The following is a 24,699-nucleotide window of genomic DNA, read 5'->3' as shown; positions in this document are numbered from 1 at the left end:
CTCTAAAAGTCATCTTATTGGCGACTCTGCCGCCAGTGTCGATCATTCTGTGTCTACTGAACTTAGGACTATTCAGACCAATCTAAATTGAGAACAATAATAAAATGTAATTATAAATATCACATTTGATAATTTAACGTCACCATCCACTCTCCCTATACTGCTCCACATCGAAACAAGACAAACTCCCCCACAACAAATCTGGAGCACCATATTATGAAAATGAGTCACGTAGGCATCATGGTCACCGACATGGATAAGGCCATCGAGTTTTACACTAAAGCACTGGGCCTAAAGATGGTCATGGGCAAGAGCGAAGTGCTGGAAGAGCGCGAAACCGCCATCGGTCGCATGTGTATTCAGGTGTTCGGCGAAGGTTTTAAAGGCTTCAACATCGCCCACCTTCTGACCACTGATGGCATCGGCGTTGAACTCTTCGAAATGAAGGATCGCCAAGAGCGTCACGAAGTCGACTTCTCCCGCATCGGCATCTTCCACTTCTGTCTGGAAACCACCGACTTTGAGGGCGTAATCGAAAAAACTATTCAGTATGGCGGTAAACAACGCATGGACATCATGCGATACCACCCAGAAGACGACAGCAAGCCGGCGAAGATGGTGTACCTGGAAGACCCGTTCGGCAACCTGTTCGAGCTGTATTCTCACTCCTACGCCGAAACCTACTCCTCTGAGTACGAGTAAATCGACGGCTTCATTGAGTAAATCCAAGCCAGCGTAGTATTGCTGGCTTTTTACTAACGAGTACGCATCCTGACAACCTTAGGGAGAACCTTATGGCACAACTACTTCACACCATGTTTCGCGTTGCCGATCTGGATAAATCTATCGCCTTCTACACAAATGTACTGGGCATGAAACTGCTACGTCAGGTTGAAAACAAAGACTACAAGTACACCCTGGCCTTCGTTGGCTACGGCAAAGAGAACGAAGGGCATGCCGTTATTGAACTAACCTACAACTGGGGTGAATCCAATTACGACCACGGCACCGCGTTTGGCCACATTGCCTTAGGCGTTAATGATATCTACATCGCCTGCGATAAGATTCGAGCTGCAGGTGGAAAAATCTCCCGCGAGCCAGGCCCGGTACTGGGCGGCTCGACGCACATCGCCTTTGTGACCGACCCCGATGGCTATAAGGTTGAATTGATCCAGCAAGACTAATCATCTGCGGACGCTTTCGCCGCAGTATAGGCGAGGCATGAACTATTATGCTGAGCATTAATACATCATGTCGATGACTTTATTATCCTCCAACACCAGCGCAACTGAGCAAGGCATTTTAGTGATGTGATAGACACCCCTTCGCAATACAGCGTGGGTAGATTCTCCGGTCAAAGCACTGAAACGGGCAGTTTCAAAGCTTTGACACCGGAGTGGTTTGGAAAAATTAATTTTCAGCAATTAGTAAGTGTGTTTAAAGCTATCAAGCCATTTATGCTTGCCTAACAAGTTGAGTTAGGGCGCGCAAACAGCGTGCGCCCTATATTGAAGCATCACCGATAGCCATTACGGAATAGGCTGGCAATCAAATCGCTATACGAACGCATCACAGCTCTCCGACAAAGTGATGACCGGTCGTTATCCCAAGTGGTACTGTCACAAAAGACCGTTAGGCGCCTGACTCAACTCGACCACTTAGTACCGGTCAGACGCAGAATATGTGATTATGAACCTCTGATCGTCAACGCTTGCATCTACCGATGCGCTCCTTACTTTTATAGCTTGTGTGAATCACCCATTTAAATGACTTTATTAGCAGCACCTGCTGTTTGAACCGCACATCATGGTACCCGGTAATTTTGGCCAAACTATAACCTTATGCACTCAGGTTATTCAGTAAGACTTCTCAGAATTTAGTTTTAGCCAAAATTCACTTCAGCATCCAATTTCATTCTAAATAAGATGCCATTGCATCTGATTATGTCTGTTTGCGCAAAATACAATTGCCTCAATTGCGGCTTCTCTTGTGACAAATATCCCGGTTTATATTCATCTGCCACATTAGAATATTCAACGAGCTTAATGAAGTGATGGGCTTTCGGTGTGTGAGCATTGAGGCAATTTCCTTTCATTTTTCTTCATCAGTTTAACCTGACTTTTGAACTCCTCTGATCCAGAGGTTAAGTCCGCCCTCTGGGCGGACTCTTTTTTAGATGCATCTTTATTTTTCTCTCGGAAAACGTAAACAAAGTTTTGGTTAATCAATGCCGACATTCCTGCAATGCAGGCTGAACGAAGGCAATATTAACTCTGGCTTCAATAGCCAGCACGACACTGGTTATACTTTATACTCAAAATCAGTAATCTTCAGATCTGCTATAAGTGTTTCCGGGCAGATCACTAAGAATGACACCTGGACTAATTTGCGCATTAATTAGGCGCCGCCAGGGGCGGAGACATATATCAAACCACTTTCAGCGAACTTTGAACTTAACCCGCTTTAATGGAAACTGGCGATTCCCACTTTGCAGTTATAGGCCCATCCACCCAAAGAGTGCACTTGTTCCGCCAGCAACCATAACACAGCAGATCCAGTTCACGAATTGCTGTTGCGGTACGAAATCGACTATTTACCGGACGAAATCGACCTCCTTTCCCTTTGAAGTATTAATTAAATTTTCTCTTGCGAGACAATAAAATCGCAGAGGAAATGATGATGAAACAACACGTAGTAAAACAAGGTGCTCTGACACTTTGCGCCAGTGCGCTTATTGCGCTGCTGGCAGGGTGTAACGGAGACAGCGACAGCAATTCGGATACCAATCTGCCTCCAGGTCCTGGAGCAATGTCGGCCATTGCCGTTATCGGTGAAGATACCTCCATCGACGTCCTGGCTGAAGCCAGCGATCCTGAGGGAGATACGCTTTCCCTGGCCGGTGCGAAAGTCGTGCAAGGCGCCGGTGAAGTACGAGTAGAGAACGACCTTCTATGGTTTGTCTCCAGCGACTATGGCCTGGCCCAGGTAGAGTACACCATCAGCGACGGCAAGGGTGGTACAACACTTGCTGTAGTGGATGTGGAGGTGAAAGCCAGTATTCAGGATTATGCCGGTACTCAAGCCTGTCTGCGCTGCCACCAGGACAAGGCCAGCTTCCTGGAGACCGGACACAACTGGAAATTCACCAAGATTGAAAACGGTCAGGCGCCCGACCTGCCCTTTACCTCCCTGGATGGCGCTTTCGAACTGTATGAAGGTGTCGAGAACAGCGCAGGAACACCGGAAAGCTGGGACGACATCAGTTACCTGCTGGGAGGCTTCCAGCGTCAGGCGATTCTAGTCGATAAAAACGGCTACATGATCAACGGTACCAAGGCGATGTTTGATGTGTTGCCAAAAGGGGAAACCCTCGACGAGACTCGGGTGGTCCCCTTCGCGCCTGGTGCGGGCGGCGATGGCATGCCCTACACCTGTGGCCACTGCCACAACACCGGCTGGCGCGACTACACCTCCGAGCCCGATGACCATCGCAACCGCGATCGTCAGGACGGTCTGATTGGCATGGAAGGGACCTTTGCCCAAGCTGGTGTACAGTGCGAAGCCTGCCACGGTGCCGGTGGCGATCACGCCAAGAGCCCCAGCAAGAACAACATTGTCCGCAACGCCAAAGGCCGACTGCGCGCCGATTTGACGGCCATGAACCAGGCCTACGGCGACGCAATTGCCTGTGGTGAATGCCACACCAAAGCAGGTGAGCGTTGGTATAAAGACGGATATATGACCAGCTACGACGAGAAGTTTGGCGGAGACACCATCGGTGGCTTCGTAAAGGACTACTTCGAAGAGGGTCGTAATGCCGGAGACGCGCTGCTGGGCTATGACCCTGATACCGGTGAAGCCACCGGTAAGAAGCGTATGTTCCAGTGCATCCACTGTCACAACCCTCACCTGTCCACCAACTTCCGTGATAAGCCAGGACACGAACAGGCTCTGACCACCGAGTGCCAGGATTGTCATCCCAGCGTAGAGTTCAACGATGGCCTCGGCGCCATGCACGGTGCCATGGCAGACTGTACCGATTGCCACATGCCGAAGAACTCTCACCTGTTCAAGATCGACCTGTCTCATGCGTCCGAGGATCCGTATCAATACGGCGAGGACGGCAAGTACCGCCAGCCCTGGCTGAGACCGGTACAGTCCTGTGGAGGGTGTCACGCAGAAGACTATGACGATCGTGCAACCAGAATCGGCAAGGTTCACAAGTAAACCGTCACAGTCATGACAAAACAACAAGCCAGCGGCCTGACAGTCGCTGGCTTTTTTATGACCGCCAGAGCACCACTGCCTCATTCCCCGAACCAGAGTGCTTTGCTATACTTCCCGCCCCTTAAGCCACCGCCATTTGCGGCGCCGTTGATTCACCTAACCGAGACCACCGATGTCATTCTCCAGCCTGGGATTATCCGCCCCACTTGTCGACGCCGTTACCGAAGCCGGTTACAGCGAGCCTACCTCGATTCAGCAGAAGGCGATTCCCGTTGTGCTGCGGGGCGATAATCTGATCGCCGCCGCGCAAACCGGTACCGGCAAGACCGCCAGTTTTGTGCTGCCGATTCTGCAGCAGCTCAGTCAGGGCAGCCGAGGTCGTAAGAAACGGGTTCGGGCGCTGATCATCGCGCCAACCCGCGAGTTGGTGGTTCAGGTGGCCGAGAGTGTCGAGCGCTATGGCCGTCACCTGCCACTGAAATGCATGGCCATGTACGGTGGCGTAAACATTGAGCCTCAACGACAGGCGCTGCTGGATGGCGTTGATGTGCTGGTGGCCACGCCAGGACGACTGTTGGATATGTACAGCCGCCGCGCCATTCACTTCGATGAAGTAGAGATGCTGGTGCTGGATGAAGCGGACAAGATGCTCGACATGGGTTTCATCGACGACATCAACGACATCGTTACCAAACTGCCCACAGACCGACAATCTCTGCTGTTTTCCGCCACTCTTTCGAAAAAGGTACGGGCGCTGGCCAAGAGTGCCATCACCGATGCGGTTGAGATCAGCATTGCCGCCAGTCAGGCGAGCAAGGCCACCATCAGCCAATGGCTGACCACCGTAGACAAAGATAAGAAATCGGCACTGCTGAGCCACCTGATCCAGTCCACCCCCTGGAATCAAGCGCTGATCTTCATCGAAACCAAGCACGGCGCCGCCAAGCTGGTCAGTCAGTTGGCCAAACGCGGCATCGAAGCCGAGTGCATCCACAGTGGCCGTACCCAGGCGGTTCGGGAGCAGATCCTAGCAGACTTCAAAGCCGGCAAGATTCGCTACCTGGTGGCCACCGGTGTTGCCGCCCGCGGCATCGACATCGACAACCTGGAGCGCGTGGTCAACTACGACTTGCCCTTCCCGGCCGACGAGTATGTGCATCGCATCGGTCGAACCGGTCGCGCCGGTGCCCTGGGTGAAGCGGTGTCTCTGGTCTCCAAGGACGATTTCAAAAACCTGTGCATGATCGAAAGTCGGTTGAATCACCTGATTGAGCGCCGCGAAGTTGAAGGGTTTGCACCGAGGAAAGCAGTACCTATCTCCATCCTCAACTACGTCCCCAAGGCCAAACGACAAGACACCAAGCCAAAGTCGTAACTTCCCGCCTTCTTCACAGCCTTTCGCACTATCCATAACAACACCGCCGGCATCTGAGCCGGCGGTGTTATAAAGACCTTAGGGTTCTCTTTCGGCCAATTGTTTGGCCAGCAGTTCGTTCATGGCATCCACCACCTGTTGTATGTTGCCTTCACCGTAGCCTACCCAACGATTGGCAATCTTCCCCGCGTGGTCAATCAACACCATATGGGGAATACCATCCACGCCATACCTGCGACCAATCTTGCCATTGCTGTCGCTGGTCAGGGTGAAGGTCAGATTCTTCAGCTTATTCTTGATGCGGCGATACTGCTTCTTGTCTTCGCGGTAGTTCACCGCCACTACTTTCAGTTGCTCTGTGCCCACAGTGGCCTGCAGTCCCTCCAGCAGAGGCAGCTCCTTAAGACAGGGGGGACACCAGGAGGCCCAGAAAGTCACCACCATGATCTTGCCCTGCTGCTCGGAGACACGAACCACATTGCCATCGTTGCCACGCCCCAGATAATCGGGGGCAACCTCACCAATGTCAGGCATGGAGGCCGCCAGGGAGGAAAAAGAGATAAAAACAGCGCTAAAGAGAGTTAGAATTTTTTTCACAGTACTTCCTTGCTTACAGATTGCGGTGTATTAGACCCAACACAAACGAATTCCCTTTCATCCGGTTGTTGTTCAACACGGCTGCCCATGGACAACAGTGCAGAGAGTGTACAAGACACGCCCATTCGAAAACAGGTTTAGCGTCATAAAATCAAAAGGTTAGTCAGCCAAGGCTGGGCGAAAACCTGCGTTAGTGCATCGCCGAAGACACTACAAAACCCACAAACAGCAGGATGGTGGACTGGAAGATGGCCACCGCCAGGTTGCCCTTGCGGATCTCCTCAATGAAGTCGATGCGGCGGAACACGAACTTGTCGATGATCACCAGGGCAATCACGCTGACAAACAGGCTGATCACCGCATAGCTCAAGTTCAGGAACATAAAGACGGCGTTTTGTTCGACGGAGGTGATCTCCATACTCATTTCTCCTTGTTTTCAATCTTGAAGGGCGCGTTTGGCGCCTCAGCCCAGCCGATGGACCAGGCAGTAATGGGGTCGATGGTGGCGTGGCCCAGGGTGTCGCTGTAGTAGTTCATGATGTCGGTCACGGCGTAGTCCCGGGCGTTACGAATTCGGTAGAGGTCGGCGGCGCCGAACAGGTGAAGCATCTCATGGGCCTGCACCTGGGGAACGTAGCTATGGCGGGCTCCGGGGACCATCTTTTCGGTAAGCATGGCGTACTCATAGTGGCAGCGCGGAGCCTTTTCCTTGCTCCTGCAGGAGAGTGCAAACGAGCGGGCTTCGCCATTGGAGTGGAACACCAGAGCCACTTCACCTCTGGGCGCCTTGGCCTCAACGAACTGAGCCATGTTGCCGTACCCCAATTGCTGGGCAATCAGGTGCTGGGCGTCACTGAAAAACGCCTTAGAACGCAGCCACTCCTTGGTGATCCCCTTGGGTGAGGTCAGGAAGAAGAACCGGGTGTTAAAGGTGGGCTTGACCAACCCATACTCTGTCGCCCGACGGCCATACCAGTCGGTCACCTGCTGCAGATACTGACGATTCTGGAGACGGTCTTTACCGGACCATTTGCTCCAGCGGTTGTCATTTAGGTAGAGATAGAGGATGGTCACCTGGCCTTTGAGCTCGCCAGCCATGCCATTGCCCCGGGCATCCCGGTAGTGATCGGCCATGGCACGCTCCTCCTGCATCCTACCGATCCAGTTTTTGATCTCATCGATGCGTGCCGAGGTCGCCATACTCTGGTCGCCGGCTTCCTGAGCCTGGGTCAGAGACTCAATGGCGTAGTGAAAGTGGCGACGCTCCACCTCGATGTGAGCGCGCAACTTGTAGAGATATTGCACCACCTGTGGGTTGCGAACTTCGGGCAACATTTGGGCGATCGCTTCATAGGCATCATCACTCTTCTCCTGCTCGACCAGAGTCAGGATCTGCGCCAACCTGGGATCGGCCGGAGGCTTAGGCTCAGCGTCTCTTTTCAAGTCACTGAACACCACCTTAGCCACCACCACCAGGCAGATCAGCACCCATATCTTTCGAAACATCGCTCTTGTTATCTCTCCAACCGGACTGCCGTGGTTTCGGCCCCGGGTTGCAACTCATAAGGTCGCTAACTAAACCACAGAAAAATCGCTAATTTCAATAGAAAACACCACCAACTGCCCTCGTTTGCCCCATATGTGTACATCAGTGCATGCATTTCGAAAGCTGGGCACTTGATAACCAACCCCGCTGCCCTTATACCCATACTATGAGAGGCAATGAGTGAGGTCAGGATGGATCCGAGACAACACCTGAGATCCCGGCTAAGGAACGCCCTGCATACCCTGTTTTTACTTGGGGGAATGGCACTACTGCTGATGCTCAGCGGCCATCTGCTGCTGGGGCCAGGCACCGAGTGGATGGTATTGGCGTTGCTGATCTCCGTTTCGGTGTTGCTCCCTACCCTGCCGACTCAGTGGCAACTGAGAATGATGAGGGTCACCCCCATGACCGGCGCACAGGGCCTGAAGCAGGCGGTGGCTGAACTGGCCCGGCGAGCAGAGCTGGAGCGCTCACCGCAGGTGTACTGGTCTCCCTCACTGACCGCCAACGCCTTTGCCATGGGCAGCCAGCGTGACGGGGTGATCGTGGTCTCCGAAGGGTTACTGAGACGCCTCAGTGCCCCACAGATCGCCGGGGTGCTGGCCCATGAGATTGCCCACCTGGCCCACAGTGACGCCTTCCTGCTGCGAATGGCAGCGCTGATCACCGGCCTGTGCCGGATGCTGGCAAGCCTTGCCTGGATTGGGGCCCTTATCATGCTGCCGCTGATGTTGTTCGGGATAGCATCGGTGTCCATCGGCGCCCTGCTGCTGTTGATGGTTACACCACACCTTTGCGCCCTGCTGCAGCTGGCGCTATCTCGGGTTCGGGAATTCGACGCGGACAGACGCGCCGCCAGTTTGCTGGGTGCGCCGGAGCCCCTGGCCTCGGCGCTGCTCACCATCTCCCGCGAGCAGGCCCCCATGTGGCGCGGTCTGCTGATACCAACAGGCCAAGGGGATCCCCTGGCCTGGCTCCGATCTCACCCGCCCACCTCGGAGCGGGTGGAGAAGTTGATGGCCCTGAAAGCCGCCCCCTCCCCCTATCGGCACAGCGAACACTGGTGATCAGTTGACGCCGCGACGTCCCATGCGGTCGGCAGCCAGAATGGCGGACAGCACCTTCTCCGGCGTCACCTTAAACGGCATGTTGTGGATGGTTTCCCCGTCGGCACAGGCTTGTTCAGCCACAGCCTTAAGCTTGTCCATATCCAGCTCCTTGATCCCCAGCTGCCAAAGGTGAGTGGGCAGTCCCACGGTGTTGCAGAAGTTCAATACCTCGGCAAACTCCTCTTTGGGTGCGTTCTCCATCACCAGTTGCACCAGAGTGCCAAAAGCCACCTTCTCACCATGATAGAGATGGTGACACTCCTCCATCAGGGTCAGGCCATTGTGGATGGCGTGGGCTGCTGCCAGGCCACCGCTTTCGAAGCCCACACCGCTGAGGTAGGTATTGGCTTCCACTATGCTCTCCAGCGCCGGGGTAGTCACCTTGGCTTCGGACGCCGCCAGCGCCATGGGCCCCTGATTAATCAGGGTGTCATAACAGAGCTTGGCCAGGGCCAGGGCGGTGTTGGTGGGCACGCCACCGGCCAGGTTTTGCGCCTGACCCTGTGCTGCGGCACGGGCCTCGAAGTAGGTAGCCAGGGCATCGCCCATGCCCGCCACCAGCAGACGTGTGGGCGCCTTGGCAATCAGACCGGTATCCATCAGCACCACGTCCGGATTCTTCGGCAGCAGCAGATACTCGTCGAACACCCCGTCTTCGGTGTAGATCACCGACAAGGCGCTGCACGGCGCATCGGTCGAGGCGATGGTGGGCACCACCACCACAGGCAGAGCAGCGAAGTGAGCCACCGCCTTGGCGGTATCCAAAGCCTTACCGCCACCGATGCCGATGATCATCTTACAACCACAGGAGTCCGCTCTGTCTTTCAGGCGCTCAATCTCCGATTTGGCACACTCACCACCAAAGAGTGCAAACTCCACTTCCAGGCCCTTGTCGCTAAAGCTGGCCTGGACCGCCTCCTCGGTTAACCCCATGACGAAATCATCAGCCAGTACCAATGAGTGCGCCTTGGCGTAGGAAGCGATGTTCTTGATGGCTCCATCGCCCTGAACATACTTACCCGGCGACAGAATAATGTTTTCCATGACAAATTCCTTTAAGCTCTGGTGGAAAGAAGAATCTTTTTCTGCCGGGAATAATAACAACGGAAATTAAGACTTTTTGTGACCTTGGTGCAGAACATTTTTCCGCAAGAAGTTTCAGTCGAAGCATTCTCAAATTTTTTAACAAGCAAAACACTCCCATCAAAAACAACGAGACAAGTCATTAATAGCTTTAAGTCACCAGCGCCACCACTTTAATGAAAAGTCTTCTTTTGAGCGGGCATTTCGTCATCGACGGTCATCTCAACCACTGTCACGCGCAACTCCTTCCCACAGGCAGCATCGAGCAAAATAACATAACATTCATGAAGATAGTGACTTGTGCGCTTGCCTGCCCCTGCATCAGCCACTGTTCAAAAAGCCATGACAAACCAGCCATCTCCGTCAGGGAGCGGCTTTAGACCAGGGCTCTTTGTTCAATGCTTCGACACGAAAATAAGGGCATCGACATTTAATACGCCTAGAACAACCCATGCATTTTTTGCATAAACCAAATGTTGGACTCTAATATTCGTATGACTTTTGAAAGTAATTAGACAAGGTTAAGCGGCGCTACTCTCTTCCTAAAGAAAACAGGGTATTTACCCGATAATGATGGTCTCTCCTGTGGCCCTGAAATAATGGCTTTCCTTACTCCGGCCAACTTAGATTGATAAAGGCGCTCCCTGGTGCTGGTGACCGGCGCCGCCGCGCGAAACAGCATCACCCTGGTGGGCAGCATGGTCATAGGCACCCTGCTGCTGTTCGTGCAGCCCTGTGCCGATTTAACCATCGCCAAAGAGACCAACACGACGACTAACCTTGACACCGACTTTGGCGAGGACCAAAACCTTAACCAAAAGGGAGGGCTGGCGACAGAGACAAACTAAAAGTCATAAAAAAACGGGCTCCCCTGGAGCCCGTTTTCAAAGCCGTTTCTGTCGCACATGCATTACTACCTTTAGGCCAGCGCCGTGCAGGATGGTCTTGACGCTGTGCTCTCACCTTAGTCAAAAAGGCAGCATTGATTCACCACAAGTACTGGCATCAAAACCCTAGCGACTAGGGAAGTGCGCCTATGGAGAGGCTGTTCCACAGGCCAAAATCAACGGACTACGGCACACCTTCCCTCAGAAAACTTAGATTCAATAAGAGAATTTACGCCAACGAAGTAGGCCCCTTCATCCAAGACAAGGAATGGTTGGTAATCAATCCGATTGTCAGTATCGACATAAGATACCTCCAAGTCGCCAAGACAACCTGTGAGCATAGGCGGCTCAAGGTATTTCAAGATATTGACATAGGGTGAAGCGTAGATACCCTCTTTAGAACTGAAATATAACCACTCCTGACTACTGTGATAAAGCACTATGAAGTCATCGCTTCGCGTATACGTCAACCAGAAGTGAATTGTTTGAAGTTCTACTGTGTAACGTGAGTACTCACCTATATCGGCGCTTACAACGGTATATGGCCCTTGGTCCAATGAATCCAGAAGTGCTTTAAGATCATCCGAAGGGTTCCATAACACCGATTGAACTCGATGCCTAAAGTCAACACTGTGTGCCACTAACAAGTCGAAGACTGAAAACACCAGAATAACAAGGCAGGGAATCGCTAATCGCTTCTTACTGAAAAAACTCATTCTACTTCCATTCAAAAGGCTTAAGAAAACCACTGGACTACGGCGGTTAGCGCCTACCCTTCAATGACTGACAAAACCAAGGCGTCTTGTCCTACTTAAATTCAGTGCCAAGTTAATCCTGAAACACAGATAGCTTGCCAAGACAACCTGACTTGCTCCACCACTAATCCTCTCCGCCCTTGTTCATCAGGGCCTGTAACAGTTCAATACTCTCTTTACTGTTAGAGACCATAATATCGTTTAAGTGCTTCTGGGTACCGACCATACGCTCACCCAGAGCCTCTGCATGCTCCAGCATGTAAGACATCTCCTCGCTCATGGCTTTGATGTTGTACTTCGGTACGGCAACGTACCCTGTTTTATTAAGCACAGTCATTGCAGCCTCCAGCTCTTTGGGGGAAATATCGAGCGCAGCGACTGCCGTACACATTCCCGGGCGCTCTTTATTAACGCACTTCCAAAGGTGGTTCCTGTAACGCTGTACCGCCCCTTGGGGCTGCCTGAACCGAAAAGGAGGCAGGATCTCTGCAACCAGTTCCTTCTCCCCCGCTTCATGAAGCGCCTTAATGTCTTCTATCGAATACACCTTGCCTGGCTCAACTTGACTGTATGCAGTGCTGCAGAAAAGCAGACTGGTCAACAGCGTGATGATTTTGGCTCTCATAACACGTACCTTCTTCGAATCGATTGAATCCCCTAGCGCCATGATAACAGCTTAAATATAATGATTTTCCTGAAAAATCATCGACCTTGTAAATTCTTGTTTTAAAAAACAGCTTTTCCCATTGTAACTATAGGTTTTCTTCATTATCGGGCATTCCAATTATCATTATTCTTCGAGCGGCACACCCGAATTAAAAAATAGTTAATCGTGCAATTTAATCGGCGACAATAAAAAGCAGGAGCAACACAACTCCTGCTTACCTTAAAAAGGTTAACACATATAACTTCAAATTTTTTTACTCACACTCAAGCAAGCTCGCGATCAACATGCCACTTGACCGGTAATCATAGATCTTACAAGTCGTTTTTGTAGGATTAGTAAGAGTTTCACCTGGTGTACCTAAAGAGGGGACTCCACCACCTCCCCCTACTGGCGTTACAGTCAAAGTAACAGCTTGCTGTTGAGCCAATTCATCTAGCTTTTCTCTAATGCAAGCATTATCCACTTTAAGCGTACCATTCTTCCCCTGAAGCCCAGACAGAGTATAACCACCAACTCTAGATGCATCAGGAATCAGGTCAAACGTCAAACTTTTTATATTGTTCTCATCAGTTCCAAATGTCCCAACACGAAAAACAAGCCTGTCCTTCACCCCGGTATTAGGCCTTTCCGAAAAGTCGAAAGTTTCTACATAAGTAGGCACTTGTCTGCTTGCCTCATGGGTTACAGAATATGAGAAACCCTTATAACCGCCAGCATAACCACTAGCGTAAGCGCGTGGATTCACATTGGCTCTATTGTTATGTGACATATAGTTTGTAGATATTTGCAATTCCATTTTTGTCATTAATTGCTCTAACTTATTTGGATCTGCGAGAGTATCTAATGCTGTTCCAGTAGGACAGTTTGATTCTGTTTGTGCTGAGTAAAGGCTAGGACTTGAGTAGGAAATATCCTCTTTTTCAGCTTCCCTGATAGAACTTGTAAGAGTTCTATGAAACTTAGCCAATTCTCTGAACACATATTCTGCGTCGGCAGAAACACTTTTTGTACTTACTACAACGCTCCATGGTTCAACATTTTCATGATATACATCAAAGGAGTACGTCGCACCACTTAACGAACTAACAAGTGTTATTCTCTTCGCAGTAGAACCGCATGTCATTGAAGGGCCAAACGAAGGATCGCCTCCACCAGAATTATGACACTCAAGTTCTGGAGCATACTTTTCTGCCTGATTTCTTGCAGCTTCATAGCTAGTACAACTGTCACAAAGAATAGCATCCTCAGCAAATACGTTACAACTCAACAATGTGGCGGTAAATATACTAAGTTTAAAGTTCATAATTCAAACATCCATGTGAATTGTCGACACTTATATATTAGAGGCACATATATACCCTTGAAATACCTCAACTATTCCGATTGCGGAGTTACGAGTAAAAGTTTTAAGTTCGTCATAACCAGCTACTAGCATCTAATACAACCGGAACTAATAACAGTAGTTTTTCAACTTCCAAACGTCAATCTTAGATTGCCAGTATACAATCATGGGGTAATCTGACTCTTCCATGGTCATCTATTATGTTGGTAACAATAGTTTTTATGTCTATCCTTAGCTTTCATTCTCAAGGAGCGAGAACAATGCCTAAAGCCAACAGCCAGCAGCCAGCAGCCATCAAATCAGCTTGGACGGTACCCGCCACTATCACTGCGTTAATCAATGCGTCCGGCGCACCTTCCTTATGCGGACAAGATCACAGAGAATCCTGACACCACAGAGCAGTCACTGAATTGTTTCGATCACTCTGACCCCTTGAAACATGGCCAAGGGCAGCCACCACGGCCTTGCCCTGGTCCTTCTGCAGTTTGCAACTAAGCGGCCTTGTCCTATTGCGCCCCGGCGTTAGTTGGTTGGGCAGACATATATGTATTCGGTGTCATATATAACAAACCCCGAGTTGAGGATGATGGGAAGGGTGATATCCAGGATCACGCAGGGGGTGAGCTCCGCCCTCAGTGTCTTGTTACTGTAGCGATCGCCGTACTCGGGATGTTTCTCATCCCGATAGACCTCGGTAAAGCGATGGCTTCGCATCAGCGCATGGTACTTCTCGAGTCGCTCTGCCTCTATCCGCATCATTCGTTCGTTGCCAGCTTCTCCCAGGTTGCGATCCACCACTGTGCCGGTGAACATCGAGTCGACATTGCGGATGACAACCAGCCGGTCCCGTTGGTCAAAAATCAGGGTCGGGGAGGGCAAGCTGTCGCTCTCGATCTCATAAAAGCTTCGTACTCTGTCGACCACCGGCCCCACTTTGCCGATGCGGGGCTTTTCCGCCTGTGAGCGCTTGCCGAGAAAGCGCCTAGCGCCGTGTGAGGTGAAGCGATCGAGGGGAAGGAGTTGGGCTGCCTGGTTAGCGGTCGTCGAGCCCAAGCGCAACTCCTGAACGCCATCGATACAGTAGCCACGGATCGGGTAGAGAAACTCGCCGCTTGTCTCTGAGAAGTAACCAAATCCCTGGTTCACTTCCGCCTCATATCTCGCCGGATCCAGCCGGTTTGCCTTATCGGTGTCGGCGACAAAACCTGGGTGGGCAGCGCTGATGATGGCGCCTGTGGCAAGCGCCTGATGATCGATGATCCTCCTGGCGCGTCCGCGTCCCCGGTAGGCGTTGGCGTTGTCGGGATCGAGGGCAATGGCCCTGCTGAAATCCGTGATCGCCCTGTGGTATTGCCGCGTGCAAAAGTAGGCCCGCCCTCGAGTGGCGAACAGCTCGGGATCTTCGGGATTGGCCTCAAGTCTTACCGTGGCTTCGGCGATCACTCGGCCGTGCCGTTCATCGTGGAAGTCGATGTAGGAGCGTGAGCTGCATCCGACCGTCCAGAGTACCAGAAGTGTGCCCAGACAGGCGGTCCGGTTTGCGAAGACTGGGTTATTCATCACCCCCCTGTTGGTTTGTCTAAGGAGTTGAAGTCCTGGCCAGTGCAACCTCTGCGCTCACGACGCCCTGGAGCGGAGCGATGCTCGGTGTCTGTTTCTATTGTGGCTGGGTTCTTGGGTTGTCCTTTGTCTGTAACCTGATTCCGAAGAATCACGACGCGCCGGCCCAGTGATGAAGATAGCTGAGCGGCGCTGCAGGTTTCGCGGCAAGGAACCGGGGGAAGCGGAGCGGCCATGCGCCGCCAGGTGGTGAGCGTAGCGTCTGTGGCGATCTTTCGCCGCGGCATAGCCCCGCTCGACCCTCTCAGGGCTTGAGTTTGAGCAATTCAGATCAAAGGGGGCAGAGTCTGAGGCATCCCCATAAAGTTATTAAATTAAACAAAGAGATAGGGGGAAAGGAGGGAACATTCATGGCGTTTCGCGATCTGATCAGTCGCCAAACAAAACCAAAACAAGGAAGCCATGAATGCTAGACAAGGCCTATCTCGATTCGTCTCTAACGTCACCGTCGGCATGCATCGCATGCGTCAGCGTGCTGCCGATGCCTGCGTTGAGGAGCTACAGCGCACCATAGTCCAATTATATGCGTGGAGATCCTTCTGGGTCAGAGTTATTGAAATCGCGAGAGGCTGGTCTTGGCGCCGAACCGAGCACTGATGCTACCGATGACCGGGTGTGAGACGTCACCACCAGGTTGACGGGCAGCGCACGCCACATACCGGTCATTGGGGGGCTGAGTAGTGTCCATTAGGATGGGGTCTATTCACTGGGAGATGACGGCTGATTAAAGATCGCTTGATTCGGCCCACTCCCTCATGACTTCCAGTACATCGAGTGCAGAACGGCCGAAATCGGTCAGTTCATAGGTAACGGCTATAGGGCGATCACTTAGAACCTTTCGTATCACCATGTTGCGTGATTCCAACTCTTTGAGCCTTTGATCAATCATTTTTTTGCTGGCGCCCCCCAGCATCCTGGTCAGATCATTGAATCGTACTGGCCCATCCTTCAAATGATACAGCAGAGAACCGGTCCACTTACCACCAATGATTCGCATGCCCTTTTCAATGGCACATGGCTCCATGCATGCGTTTTCGACCCTCTTTCTACCAAAGGCGTCTGTTTTGATTTTGCTTTCCAAATTTCACCTCTCTCAAAGGATTCAGAGCAGTTACATACCGGAAGCCATCATACAGGTGGTTACCAAAAGTTAACTGGTTGAATATTGTGAAACGGTAACATAATGTTCATAAAAATGAAAGTAAAGGCCAGCCGGGCTTTGACCATGACGGCTGCAGTTCCACAAATGATTGGAGATAAACGATGACACTAAAACCATGGGCTACTGTGGCTAGCAGTTTGTTTAGTGCTAGCTGCGCAGTGGCAACAACCCTACCGGGTTCGGCACATATCGAGTCACCGGAACAGTACCAACTGTTGCTTGAAAGCGACAGCATTGAGGTGTTGAAGATGGTGCTTAAACCCGGTGAAGCGGACCTCTGGCATACCCACAGGGACGAAACTGTGTATTTCGAGAAAGGAGGAGATCTGCTGATTCGCCAGAAAGGAGCCGATGATCTTAGAGTAAGCGTGCCTGATGGTCATGTGATGTGGCATCAAAGCTGGACTCACCAGGTAACTAATATGGGCACCAAGGAAGTAATTGCCATCATTGTGGAGAGTAAAAAGTAATTTTGCAGATCGGTTCTGCCGGAAAGGAAGAGGCACAGGGACTTTTAATAAAGGAGACAAGTATATACGACAAAAGATATCCACTTATACACCGCATCAACTATGAATGGCTGGAAGCCGGTTATCTTTTTGGAAGAAGCTGGAGTGGAATATGATCTTACCCACATCGACTTTGCCAAGAAACAACATAAGCACCCTGAATATCTGCAACTCAACCCCAATGGGCGCATACCGACCATAGTCGATCGTTCCAACAACGATTTTGTTGTCTTCGAGTCCGGTGCCATCCTCTGGTATTTGGCAGAGAAGTACCAAAAGTTCCTGCCCCAAAAACCAGATGAGCGATCTGTCACCTTGCAATGGCTGATGTTTCAGATGGGTGGAATAGGGCCAATGATGGGGCAAGCGATGTACTTTCAGCGTATCGCGGCAAAACAGGGCGAGGAAAACCTCTTTGCCACTGATCGTTATGTTCAGGAAAGCTGTCGCTTGATGGAGGCCCTGAACGCTAGGTTGGCGAAGAGCCGCTTTCTGGCCTGCGGGGAGTATACCATCGCAGATATGGCCACTTATCCCTGGGCACGAGCTTTCTACTGGGCCAAGGTACAGGTGGAGGATCTTCAGCACCTGAATCGTTGGTTCGATGAAATTGATGCCAGAAAGGCGACCCAGAGAGCGCTTACGATTCCTAAGCCATTTTGGGCATTTTTTGGTAAGGGGAATGTGGAAGTTCAGGAGCGGGAAAATGCAGAACGCTTCAAGTCTGACGTAATAAAGCGTTCTAATATTTGAGTTTTTAATGTTGAGCGGAATAGTACCCCGACAGGTTACTAAAAGTATACTGGTTGACTTAGGTTGCCAGCCAACAATAGCATACCCACGGTAAGTAAGTTAATTGTCTGGATCACTGTCCAGTCATCAAAGAGAAAGGTGTTCTTCCATGAGTAATATACTGATTATCAATGCCCACCAACCATCTCCCTACTCTGAGGGTCGTTTGAATGGGTCATTGGTTGAGCGAGCCAAAATCCAGTTGATGGAAAAAGGTCATGAGGTAGAAATGGTGACCATGCAGGAGCAGGTTGACGTCGAAGAGCAACTGAAATTGTTCCAGTGGGCAGACAGGGTGATAGTACAGATGCCGGTGAACTGGATGAGCACTCCCTGGATGTTTAAGAAGTATATGGATGAGGTGTTCACTGCAGGCATGGGAGGGGCATTGTGCCAGTTTGATGGACGCTCTTCTGAAGATCCAAAGCGCAATTATGGCACTGGCGGTACTCGAACGAATACGAAATATATGCTCTCGCTGACCTTTAATGCTCCGCAGGAATCCTTTGACGATATCGATGAATATCTGTTCCAAGGCAAGAGTGTGGATGACTTGATGTTCCACATGCACAGTAACTTCCGGTTTTTTGGTATGTCTTCATTACCTACTTTTGCCTGTTATGACGTAATGAAGAATGCGAATGTCGAAGCTGATTTCCTTCGTTTTGATGCCCACCTCAAAGCCCATTTCTAAGGAGTGAGAACTCATGATTGATTTTACCTATTACGATGAAGAGAGCGCTCCAGAAGAGTCGCAAGAGCTAGTGAAAGGGTCGTTGAAGGCATTCGGTATGCTACCAAATCTTCATCGAGTTCTGGCTGAAGCTCCAGCCACTTATGAGGCTTACAACAACACTTTTGGTCTCTTTATGAATGGCACTTCTTTGTCTCCTCTGGAGCAGCAGGTGGTGTTCATGACGGCGAATTATGAGAACAGTTGCCACTATTGTATCCCCGGGCACACCTGGATGATGAAAACAGCTAAGATGCCCGATGAAGTGATTACTGCATTAAGAGAAGGAACTGAAATTCCAGATCCGAAGTTGCAGGCATTGCATGACTATACGAAGGCGCTACTAGATAGTAGAGGTCATATTGGACAGGAGCGTCTTGAGGCTTTCATTCAAGCCGGGTTTACTAAGCGTCAGGCGCTTGAGGTATTAACTGGACTAGCAGCCAAGCTAATCTCAAACTTTACCAATGCGCTTGCTAATACTGAGACTGATTCAGCATTTAAGAAATACGAATGGATTCATCCGTCCAAGCGATAAGCTAAAGAATTATATGTTCGAACTGGTTGATTCTTAGCAAATGGTATAGGTACTCCCCTCTAACAAATCTTTAGTAAGAGAAGCTCATCATCACAATGTGAGTTGGCGGAGGTCATGGATGACTCCTTTGGCGCCAAAGCAGTCATTAGGAAAAATACAGCACGTACTCTCTCCATCAACCACGAAAAAGGGCTACCTACTGGCAGCCCTTCTCATAGTTTGTCTCGAATCGCTGTTACAACTCGCCCATCACGGCATTCACTGCGGCCAGGGTGTCTCGGCCAAACTGGTGGCTGCGCTGGGGTGACCAGCCGTAGTCTTCGTCCGGGGCGAAATCGTGGTCTTTGAAGGGCATCTCAACGGTGTAGGAGAGGCAGTCGAACTGCTCGGCCACCCAGTTGGAGCCTACGGTGAGGTTGGCTTCGCGGGGCTTGTCCTTGTCGTAGCCGTACTCGTCCTGGAACTCTGGGGTAATGGCCATCAGGGCGGACTTAAAGGCGTCTTCCAGAGCTTTACGCTCTTCGCCGTAGGAGGGAGTGCCCTCACTGCCAGCCACGAAATTGTAGGGAATCGCTTCATCGCCGTGAACATCCAGGAACATGTCGATGCCGGTGTCCAGCATCTTCTGGCGCACCAGGAACACCTCGGGGCTGCGCTCCATGGAGGGCTCAGCCCACTCACGGTTGAGGTTCACGCCAATGGCGTTGGTACGCAGGTGGCCACGGATGGAGCCATCGGGGTTCATGTTGGGCACCACGTAGAACACGGAGTTGCCCAGCAGGGTGCGGCCTACGCTGTCTTCATCGTCCAGCAGTCGGGTGAGCAGGCCTTCGATGAACCACTCGGCCATGGTCTCGCCGGGGTGCTGACGGCCGATGACCCAGACAATCTTCTTGCCGGGCTCCGGGGTGCCGATGGTCAGCAGGCTCATGTCGTTGCCGTCCAGGGTGTGACCCAGGGTCTCCAGGGTGCACTCGGGGTGCAACTGGGCGTGGTGGATCAGGTCCTGGTGGCGGCCATAGCTGTATGGGGCGAAATAGGCGAAGTAGATGGAGTTGTGCTCCGGAGTCACCTTGAAGCTCATGGTGTCGCCGTCGAACTCGGCGGGGATACGGAACCACTCCTCACGGTCGTAGGAGGCGGCCACCCGATAGTTGTCCCAGCCTTCAGGGTAGGCGGACTTGGCCAGGTTCATCAGCTTTATGCTGTGCTCCTCGCCCACCTGGGATTCCAGACGGAAATGGAACCACTGGTAGAACTCGGACTGGTTGTCGTTGGGGATGGTCAGCTGGATGTCGTCTTTGGACTCCGCTTTCACCACATTGATGGCGCCACTTTCAAAGTTGCTGAAAATCTTCATTGAACTGTCCCTGTGAGGGTTCCTACTTACTTAAGTGCTGGAAAGACTAACACAGGATATAAAGTGCCAACAGCAAGACACCCGACCGCCAGGGGCGATCGGGTGTCAATTCAGTGGAACAGTGTTGCTGCCTGATTTACAGGTAGTTACCCGACATAAGCGCCGCCAGAGCCACCTGCTCAGGGGTGGGCTTCACCTCCTCCTCGGGCAGACCCTGAGCTGCGGCGGTGTCCGGGAACATCTTGTAGGTGGTGGACATCAGCAGCTCATACAGCTTGGGCGCCAGGATGTTGGCCGCGCGCATGGCACTGCCGATGGCGGTGTTCACCTCCACATGCTGCTCAAGAATCGCTTCCTCAATCATCGCCACTGCTTCATCTGGGCTCAGAGTGGGGGCGAACTTGTACATGGGCGAGGCTTCAATCATCGGCGTACGCACCAGAGGCATGTGCACGTTGGTGAAGGCCACGTTGTGCTCCCGATACTCGGCACCGGCGGACTTGGACCAGGCATCCAGCGCCGCCTTGGAGGCCACGTAAGCGGAGAAGCGCGGGGCACTGCCTCCGAGCACGGCAATGGTGGAGATGTTGATGACGTGGGCGCCACCAGCTTCCACCATCTTGGGCAGAGCCCGCATGGTCAGGCGCACCGGCGAGAAGTAGTTCAACTGCATAGTGCGCTCAAAGTCGTGGAAGCGGTCGTAGGTCAGTTGCAACGAACGGCGAATGGAACGACCGGCGTTGTTCACCAGCAGATCCACCGTGCCATGCTCCTCATGGATGCGGTCAATCACCTGGTCACACAGCTCCAGATCATTGAGGTCGCAGTTGTAGCTGTAGGCTTCACCGCCCTCGGCCAGGATCTCCTGCTCCACCACCTTCAGTTCGTCCATGCCACGGGCCACCAACATCACCTTGGCACCGGCGCTGGCCAGACGAATGGCCAGGGCGCGACCAATGCCGGAGCTGGCGCCGGTGACCACCGCCACCTTGCCTTCGATGTGCTGCTCCAGGGTGCGGCTGCCCATGCGATTGGGATCCAGGTTGCGCTCCCAGTAATCCCACACCACACCGGCGTAATCGCGCAGAGGCGGTGCGGCGATGTCGGTACCCGCCAGGGCTTTGCGGGTGTTGGAGTCGTCAAACTTGGTTTTGAGATCCAGCAGCTTGAGCGCCTCTTTCGGCACCTTGAGGCTGGCCAGAGTCTGGTCAATCAAATGACGCACGGTAGGCAGGGTCAGCAAGGCGCCGCGCATGGGCGCAGGGATGAAGTCCAGCAGACCGGGGCTGATGCCCGCAGACAGGCGTGAGCCGTGGGCGGCCTGGGAAAACACGTCCAGCGCCTCAATCATCTTCACCCCGGCAGAGTCAATCAGGTGGAAGCACTGACCCTGGGTCTCTGGGGTATTGACTATGTGGTCGATGGCATTGGCCACGTAGTCCACGGGCACCATGTTGAACTCACCACCCTTGATGCCGATGGCCGGAATCCAACTGGGCAGAATGTTGCGCAACTTCTGCAGGGTCTTGAACAGGTAGTAGGGGCCGTCGACCTTATCAATTTCACCGGTCTTGGAGTGGCCGATGACCATGGAGGGCCGGAAGATACGGTACTCCATCTCCTCCTGCTCTCGCACCAGGGCTTCGGAGTCGTACTTGGTCTTGAGGTAGGGGTTCACATCCAGGCCAACGCCCTGCTCGAACATGTGCTCGTTGAATACGCCCTGGTAGAAGCCGGCAACGGCGATGGAGCTGAGGTGGTTGAAGCATTTGGCGCCGGCAAACTTGGCCAGGGCCAGGGCTTCTCTGGTGCCTCCCACGTTGATGTCGTGGTTGAGCTGGGCAGACGCAGTGATGTCATACATCGCCGCGCAGTGGATAAATTCGGTGACCTTACCGTAAATCTTCTCTTTGTCGACGTCGCTGACACCGAGCATGGGCTCAGCCAGTTCGCCCATGATGATGGTGAACCTGCTGGGGTCGAGATGCAGCAGTTCGCAGTTCTCTTTAAACTTGTCCTCAGTGCCCTCCCGCACCAGGATAAAAATCTCACCTTTCCGCTTGGCCAGGTTGGCCAAAATGTACTTTCCAATGAAACCAGTACCGCCAGTAACAAAGTAACTCATACCCGCCTATCTCCATCCGTAGATAATGACTTTTATAATAATGACGGTAAGTTAGTGGTCTATCTATTACCTCCGAGGTAATATTGACTGTAGAAAATGTGATGGTTTTTGCATCAACGGATAAAAAGGATTGATGATGCATGAGGCGGAACTGACCATGCCCAAAGGCGCCTTTGGGAGACTACTGAAATTTTGGCGAAAAACCCGGGGGTTGAGTCAGGAGACTCTGGCCCACAAGGTGGGTTCGTCGCTCAGACACATCAGCTTCCTGGAGACGGGGAAATCCCTGCCTGGCCAGGAGCTGGTGGAGAAACTGGCGGAGCTGCTCGAGCTCAACGTCAGAGAGACCAACAACCTGCTCGCCTCCGCCGGATACGCCCCCACCAGCTTTACCCTCAAACCCGACTCCCACGAACACCACTGGCTACGCCAATCGCTGATTGCCACCTTGCGCGGTTTCGATCCCTTTCCGGCGATGATCATCGACCAGTACGGCAGCGCCAGGATGATCAACCGCGGCATGCTGACCCTGATCAAGCGTTTCACCCCCATCACCGCCGCCAAAGACAGCTTCAATATGGTGGATCTCATCTTCACCGAGCAGGGGTTCAAACCCTTTCTGATTGGCTGGGAGGACACCATCTGTGCCCTGCTGATGACCCTGCAGCAAGACATCCTGATGTACCAGGACCCCTGGGCCAGTCAGTTGCTACAAAGGGTGCTTCAGGAGAAGTCGGTGCCCAAAGACTGGCGCAAGCGCGGCTCCAAGCAGATGAACGTGACAGGCTTTGTGACCACCACGGAATTTCCCGGGCGCGGAGTGGAACAATGGATGCACGTCTTTCATACCGTTGGCGCCACCAGTTTTGTGTCTGAGCCCAAGCTAATGATTCACGCCATCTTTCCCAAGGAACATTGCTGCGATCCCAAATGGGAAGAGCTGGTATCGCGCTGCGACGCCGACCATCCATTGCTGCCCTATTGACCAAATCCTCGCCAGGAGCGATCATAGACGCTTTGTTGGCGCAACTTCTGGAGGGTTTGGGTGAAACAACACATTGCACTGTCACTGGCCACTGCGGCCCTGCTCTCCTTGGGATTGAGCGGCTGCCCCTCGGCGCCGCCGCCGGGCACCCAGGCCTGGGTGGTGCCCGCGGCCACCGCCGCCACCGATGCGCCCGCACCCCTGCCCCATCGCTTCTCGCTGATCTCCTGGAACATCCATAAGCAGCTGGGCCAGCCCCAGTGGCAGCAGGAGTTTGCCCGGATGCAGCATGACTACACCCCGGATCTGCTGGCGCTGCAGGAAGTGAACGTCGACCCGACCATCGCCCCTGAGCTGGCGCCCTACCACTACGCCTTCGGTGCCAACCTGCAGCAGCGGGACGGCAGCCAGTCCGGGGTAATGAGCCTGACCGGCAGCCCCATACTCAGCGCCCGACTGAAGCTTACCACCCCGGCAGAGCCCATCACCCACACTCCCAAGGCCGCGCTGCTGACCCAGGTGGCCCTGGATGAGCAGCAGAGCCTGATGTTGGTGAACATCCACGGCATCAACTTTGTGACCAGCAGTGATTACCGCCAGCAACTGGATAACCTGGAAAAACGCATCGCCGAGCATCAGGGGCCGGTGATCTTCGCCGGCGACTTCAACACCTGGTCATCCCAAAGGCAGAAGCTGTTGACCGCCCTGGCCGGTCGCCAGGGTCTGAAGCAGGTGCAGTTCAGTGACAAGGAAAAGTCTGAGATAAAGCAGTTTCTTGGACAACCGCTGGATCACATCCTCTACAGCTGCCAGCTGACACCCGTTGCCGACAGCAGCCGGGTGCTCAGCGAGTTCACCAGTTCTGATCACACTCCGCTGCTGGTGGAATTCGAGTACAGCCCGGTCTGCGGCTGAGACAGAAACAACCCACCGATGTCATACCCCACGTAGGCGCGACGGCCACTGTGGCTGGGCGCTTTCTGCGCCGGTTCGGTACACAGCCCTGCCATCTGCTTGAAGTTGTCCAGCATCTGCTGGCACAGCGGCAGCAGGTCTTTGGCCCGGCCGGTGGCAACCAGAGTGTGGTTGCGACGGACAAACAACTCATCCTGAAACAGCTCTCTGAGTACGCTCAATCTGCGGCTCACCCTGGAATTGCTCAGCCCCATCTTTTGCGCCACCTCCGTGGCACTGCCCCGACGATGCAGCTCACAGAAGATGGTCAGTGTCTGCAGGTCCAGTTCCTTTAGATTCATACGGCTACTCACCCCGGTGTGTCGTCCAAAA

Annotated in this window: 23 protein-coding genes; 12 read left to right on the top strand and 11 right to left on the bottom strand. The window is 52.7% G+C overall.

What is annotated here, in order from left to right:
• Window positions 1-216: 216 nt before the first annotated feature.
• The 4 genes from ACN0RV_RS08530 (at window position 217) to ACN0RV_RS08515 (ending at window position 5,602) form a co-directional block, all read left to right on the top strand.
• A complete protein-coding gene (locus ACN0RV_RS08530; protein WP_028111076.1) occupies window positions 217-702 on the top strand; it encodes a VOC family protein in 486 nt (161 codons plus the stop codon).
• Between the two features lie 92 nt (window positions 703-794).
• Window positions 795-1,184 (top strand): lactoylglutathione lyase, encoded by a 390-nt coding sequence (gene gloA / locus ACN0RV_RS08525; RefSeq protein ID WP_417347208.1) that lies wholly within the window; start codon window positions 795-797, stop codon window positions 1,182-1,184.
• 1,495 nt (window positions 1,185-2,679) lie between these two features.
• Window positions 2,680-4,227 (top strand): Ig-like domain-containing protein, encoded by a 1,548-nt coding sequence (locus tag ACN0RV_RS08520; protein WP_417347207.1) that lies wholly within the window; start codon window positions 2,680-2,682, stop codon window positions 4,225-4,227.
• Between the two features lie 172 nt (window positions 4,228-4,399).
• Window positions 4,400-5,602, top strand: coding sequence for a DEAD/DEAH box helicase (locus ACN0RV_RS08515; RefSeq protein WP_417347206.1), 1,203 nt, complete (start codon window positions 4,400-4,402; stop codon window positions 5,600-5,602).
• Window positions 5,603-5,680: 78 nt separating this feature from the next.
• Here the strand turns inward: ACN0RV_RS08515 and ACN0RV_RS08510 are convergent, their stop codons facing one another.
• The 3 genes from ACN0RV_RS08510 to ACN0RV_RS08500 all read right to left on the bottom strand — a co-directional run bounded on the left by ACN0RV_RS08510 (window position 5,681) and on the right by ACN0RV_RS08500 (window position 7,705).
• Window positions 5,681-6,136, bottom strand: a complete 456-nt coding sequence (locus tag ACN0RV_RS08510) for a TlpA family protein disulfide reductase (RefSeq protein ID WP_417347205.1) — start codon at window positions 6,134-6,136, stop codon at window positions 5,681-5,683.
• Window positions 6,137-6,389: 253 nt separating this feature from the next.
• Window positions 6,390-6,617, bottom strand: coding sequence for a DUF350 domain-containing protein (locus ACN0RV_RS08505; RefSeq protein WP_051216514.1), 228 nt, complete (start codon window positions 6,615-6,617; stop codon window positions 6,390-6,392).
• A 2-nt stretch (window positions 6,618-6,619) separates the two neighbouring features.
• Complete coding sequence (locus ACN0RV_RS08500) at window positions 6,620-7,705, bottom strand: hypothetical protein (protein ID WP_417347204.1); 1,086 nt, start codon at window positions 7,703-7,705, stop codon at window positions 6,620-6,622.
• A gap of 231 nt (window positions 7,706-7,936) precedes the next feature.
• Between ACN0RV_RS08500 and ACN0RV_RS08495 the strand changes: the two genes are divergently transcribed.
• Complete coding sequence (locus ACN0RV_RS08495) at window positions 7,937-8,812, top strand: zinc metalloprotease HtpX (protein WP_417347203.1); 876 nt, start codon at window positions 7,937-7,939, stop codon at window positions 8,810-8,812.
• Here ACN0RV_RS08495 and ACN0RV_RS08490 read toward each other — a convergent pair whose 3' ends face one another.
• Window positions 8,813-9,898 (bottom strand): glycerol dehydrogenase, encoded by a 1,086-nt coding sequence (locus ACN0RV_RS08490; protein WP_417347202.1) that lies wholly within the window; start codon window positions 9,896-9,898, stop codon window positions 8,813-8,815.
• Window positions 9,899-10,584: 686 nt separating this feature from the next.
• On the opposite strand from ACN0RV_RS08490, the gene ACN0RV_RS08485 reads away from it, so the two are divergent.
• Entirely contained in the window at window positions 10,585-10,785 is a 201-nt protein-coding gene (locus ACN0RV_RS08485) for a hypothetical protein (RefSeq protein WP_417347201.1), read from the top strand.
• 918 nt (window positions 10,786-11,703) lie between these two features.
• On the opposite strand, the gene ACN0RV_RS08480 is transcribed toward ACN0RV_RS08485, so the two are convergent.
• The 4 genes from ACN0RV_RS08480 to ACN0RV_RS08465 all read right to left on the bottom strand — a co-directional run bounded on the left by ACN0RV_RS08480 (window position 11,704) and on the right by ACN0RV_RS08465 (window position 16,289).
• Window positions 11,704-12,204 (bottom strand): hypothetical protein, encoded by a 501-nt coding sequence (locus tag ACN0RV_RS08480; RefSeq protein WP_417347200.1) that lies wholly within the window; start codon window positions 12,202-12,204, stop codon window positions 11,704-11,706.
• Between the two features lie 295 nt (window positions 12,205-12,499).
• A complete protein-coding gene (locus ACN0RV_RS08475; protein ID WP_417347199.1) occupies window positions 12,500-13,549 on the bottom strand; it encodes a hypothetical protein in 1,050 nt (349 codons plus the stop codon).
• A 561-nt stretch (window positions 13,550-14,110) separates the two neighbouring features.
• Window positions 14,111-15,148, bottom strand: coding sequence for a tetratricopeptide repeat protein (locus ACN0RV_RS08470; protein ID WP_417347198.1), 1,038 nt, complete (start codon window positions 15,146-15,148; stop codon window positions 14,111-14,113).
• Window positions 15,149-15,932: 784 nt separating this feature from the next.
• A complete protein-coding gene (locus ACN0RV_RS08465) occupies window positions 15,933-16,289 on the bottom strand; it encodes a winged helix-turn-helix transcriptional regulator (RefSeq protein WP_417347197.1) in 357 nt (118 codons plus the stop codon).
• Window positions 16,290-16,471: 182 nt separating this feature from the next.
• Between ACN0RV_RS08465 and ACN0RV_RS08460 the strand changes: the two genes are divergently transcribed.
• The 4 genes from ACN0RV_RS08460 (at window position 16,472) to ACN0RV_RS08445 (ending at window position 18,942) form a co-directional block, all read left to right on the top strand.
• A complete protein-coding gene (locus ACN0RV_RS08460; RefSeq protein ID WP_417347196.1) occupies window positions 16,472-16,840 on the top strand; it encodes a hypothetical protein in 369 nt (122 codons plus the stop codon).
• Between the two features lie 78 nt (window positions 16,841-16,918).
• Window positions 16,919-17,632 carry a glutathione S-transferase family protein gene (locus tag ACN0RV_RS08455; protein ID WP_417347284.1) on the top strand — a complete coding sequence of 238 codons (714 nt, stop codon included), beginning with the start codon at window positions 16,919-16,921 and terminating at the stop codon, window positions 17,630-17,632.
• 148 nt (window positions 17,633-17,780) lie between these two features.
• Window positions 17,781-18,365 carry an NAD(P)H-dependent oxidoreductase gene (locus ACN0RV_RS08450; RefSeq protein WP_417347195.1) on the top strand — a complete coding sequence of 195 codons (585 nt, stop codon included), beginning with the start codon at window positions 17,781-17,783 and terminating at the stop codon, window positions 18,363-18,365.
• 13 nt (window positions 18,366-18,378) lie between these two features.
• Window positions 18,379-18,942 carry a carboxymuconolactone decarboxylase family protein gene (locus tag ACN0RV_RS08445; RefSeq protein WP_417347194.1) on the top strand — a complete coding sequence of 188 codons (564 nt, stop codon included), beginning with the start codon at window positions 18,379-18,381 and terminating at the stop codon, window positions 18,940-18,942.
• Between the two features lie 235 nt (window positions 18,943-19,177).
• Here the strand turns inward: ACN0RV_RS08445 and ACN0RV_RS08440 are convergent, their stop codons facing one another.
• Window positions 19,178-20,302, bottom strand: coding sequence for a M14-type cytosolic carboxypeptidase (locus ACN0RV_RS08440; protein WP_417347193.1), 1,125 nt, complete (start codon window positions 20,300-20,302; stop codon window positions 19,178-19,180).
• A 136-nt stretch (window positions 20,303-20,438) separates the two neighbouring features.
• Entirely contained in the window at window positions 20,439-22,427 is a 1,989-nt protein-coding gene (locus ACN0RV_RS08435) for an SDR family oxidoreductase (protein WP_417347192.1), read from the bottom strand.
• A gap of 136 nt (window positions 22,428-22,563) precedes the next feature.
• On the opposite strand from ACN0RV_RS08435, the gene ACN0RV_RS08430 reads away from it, so the two are divergent.
• Window positions 22,564-23,412 (top strand): helix-turn-helix domain-containing protein, encoded by an 849-nt coding sequence (locus ACN0RV_RS08430; protein WP_417347191.1) that lies wholly within the window; start codon window positions 22,564-22,566, stop codon window positions 23,410-23,412.
• Between the two features lie 60 nt (window positions 23,413-23,472).
• Window positions 23,473-24,327, top strand: a complete 855-nt coding sequence (locus ACN0RV_RS08425) for an endonuclease/exonuclease/phosphatase family protein (protein ID WP_417347190.1) — start codon at window positions 23,473-23,475, stop codon at window positions 24,325-24,327.
• Here the strand turns inward: ACN0RV_RS08425 and ACN0RV_RS08420 are convergent.
• Window positions 24,279-24,668 carry a LysR family transcriptional regulator gene (locus ACN0RV_RS08420; protein ID WP_417347189.1) on the bottom strand — a complete coding sequence of 130 codons (390 nt, stop codon included), beginning with the start codon at window positions 24,666-24,668 and terminating at the stop codon, window positions 24,279-24,281. The two genes, ACN0RV_RS08425 and ACN0RV_RS08420, sit on opposite strands and share 49 nt — an antisense overlap.
• Window positions 24,669-24,699: the final 31 nt, after the last annotated feature.

Origin of the sequence: Ferrimonas sp. (assembly GCF_048263965.1) — a bacterium.
Taxonomy (GTDB): domain Bacteria; phylum Pseudomonadota; class Gammaproteobacteria; order Enterobacterales; family Shewanellaceae; genus Ferrimonas.
This window is presented reverse-complemented; position numbering and strand designations above follow the sequence as displayed.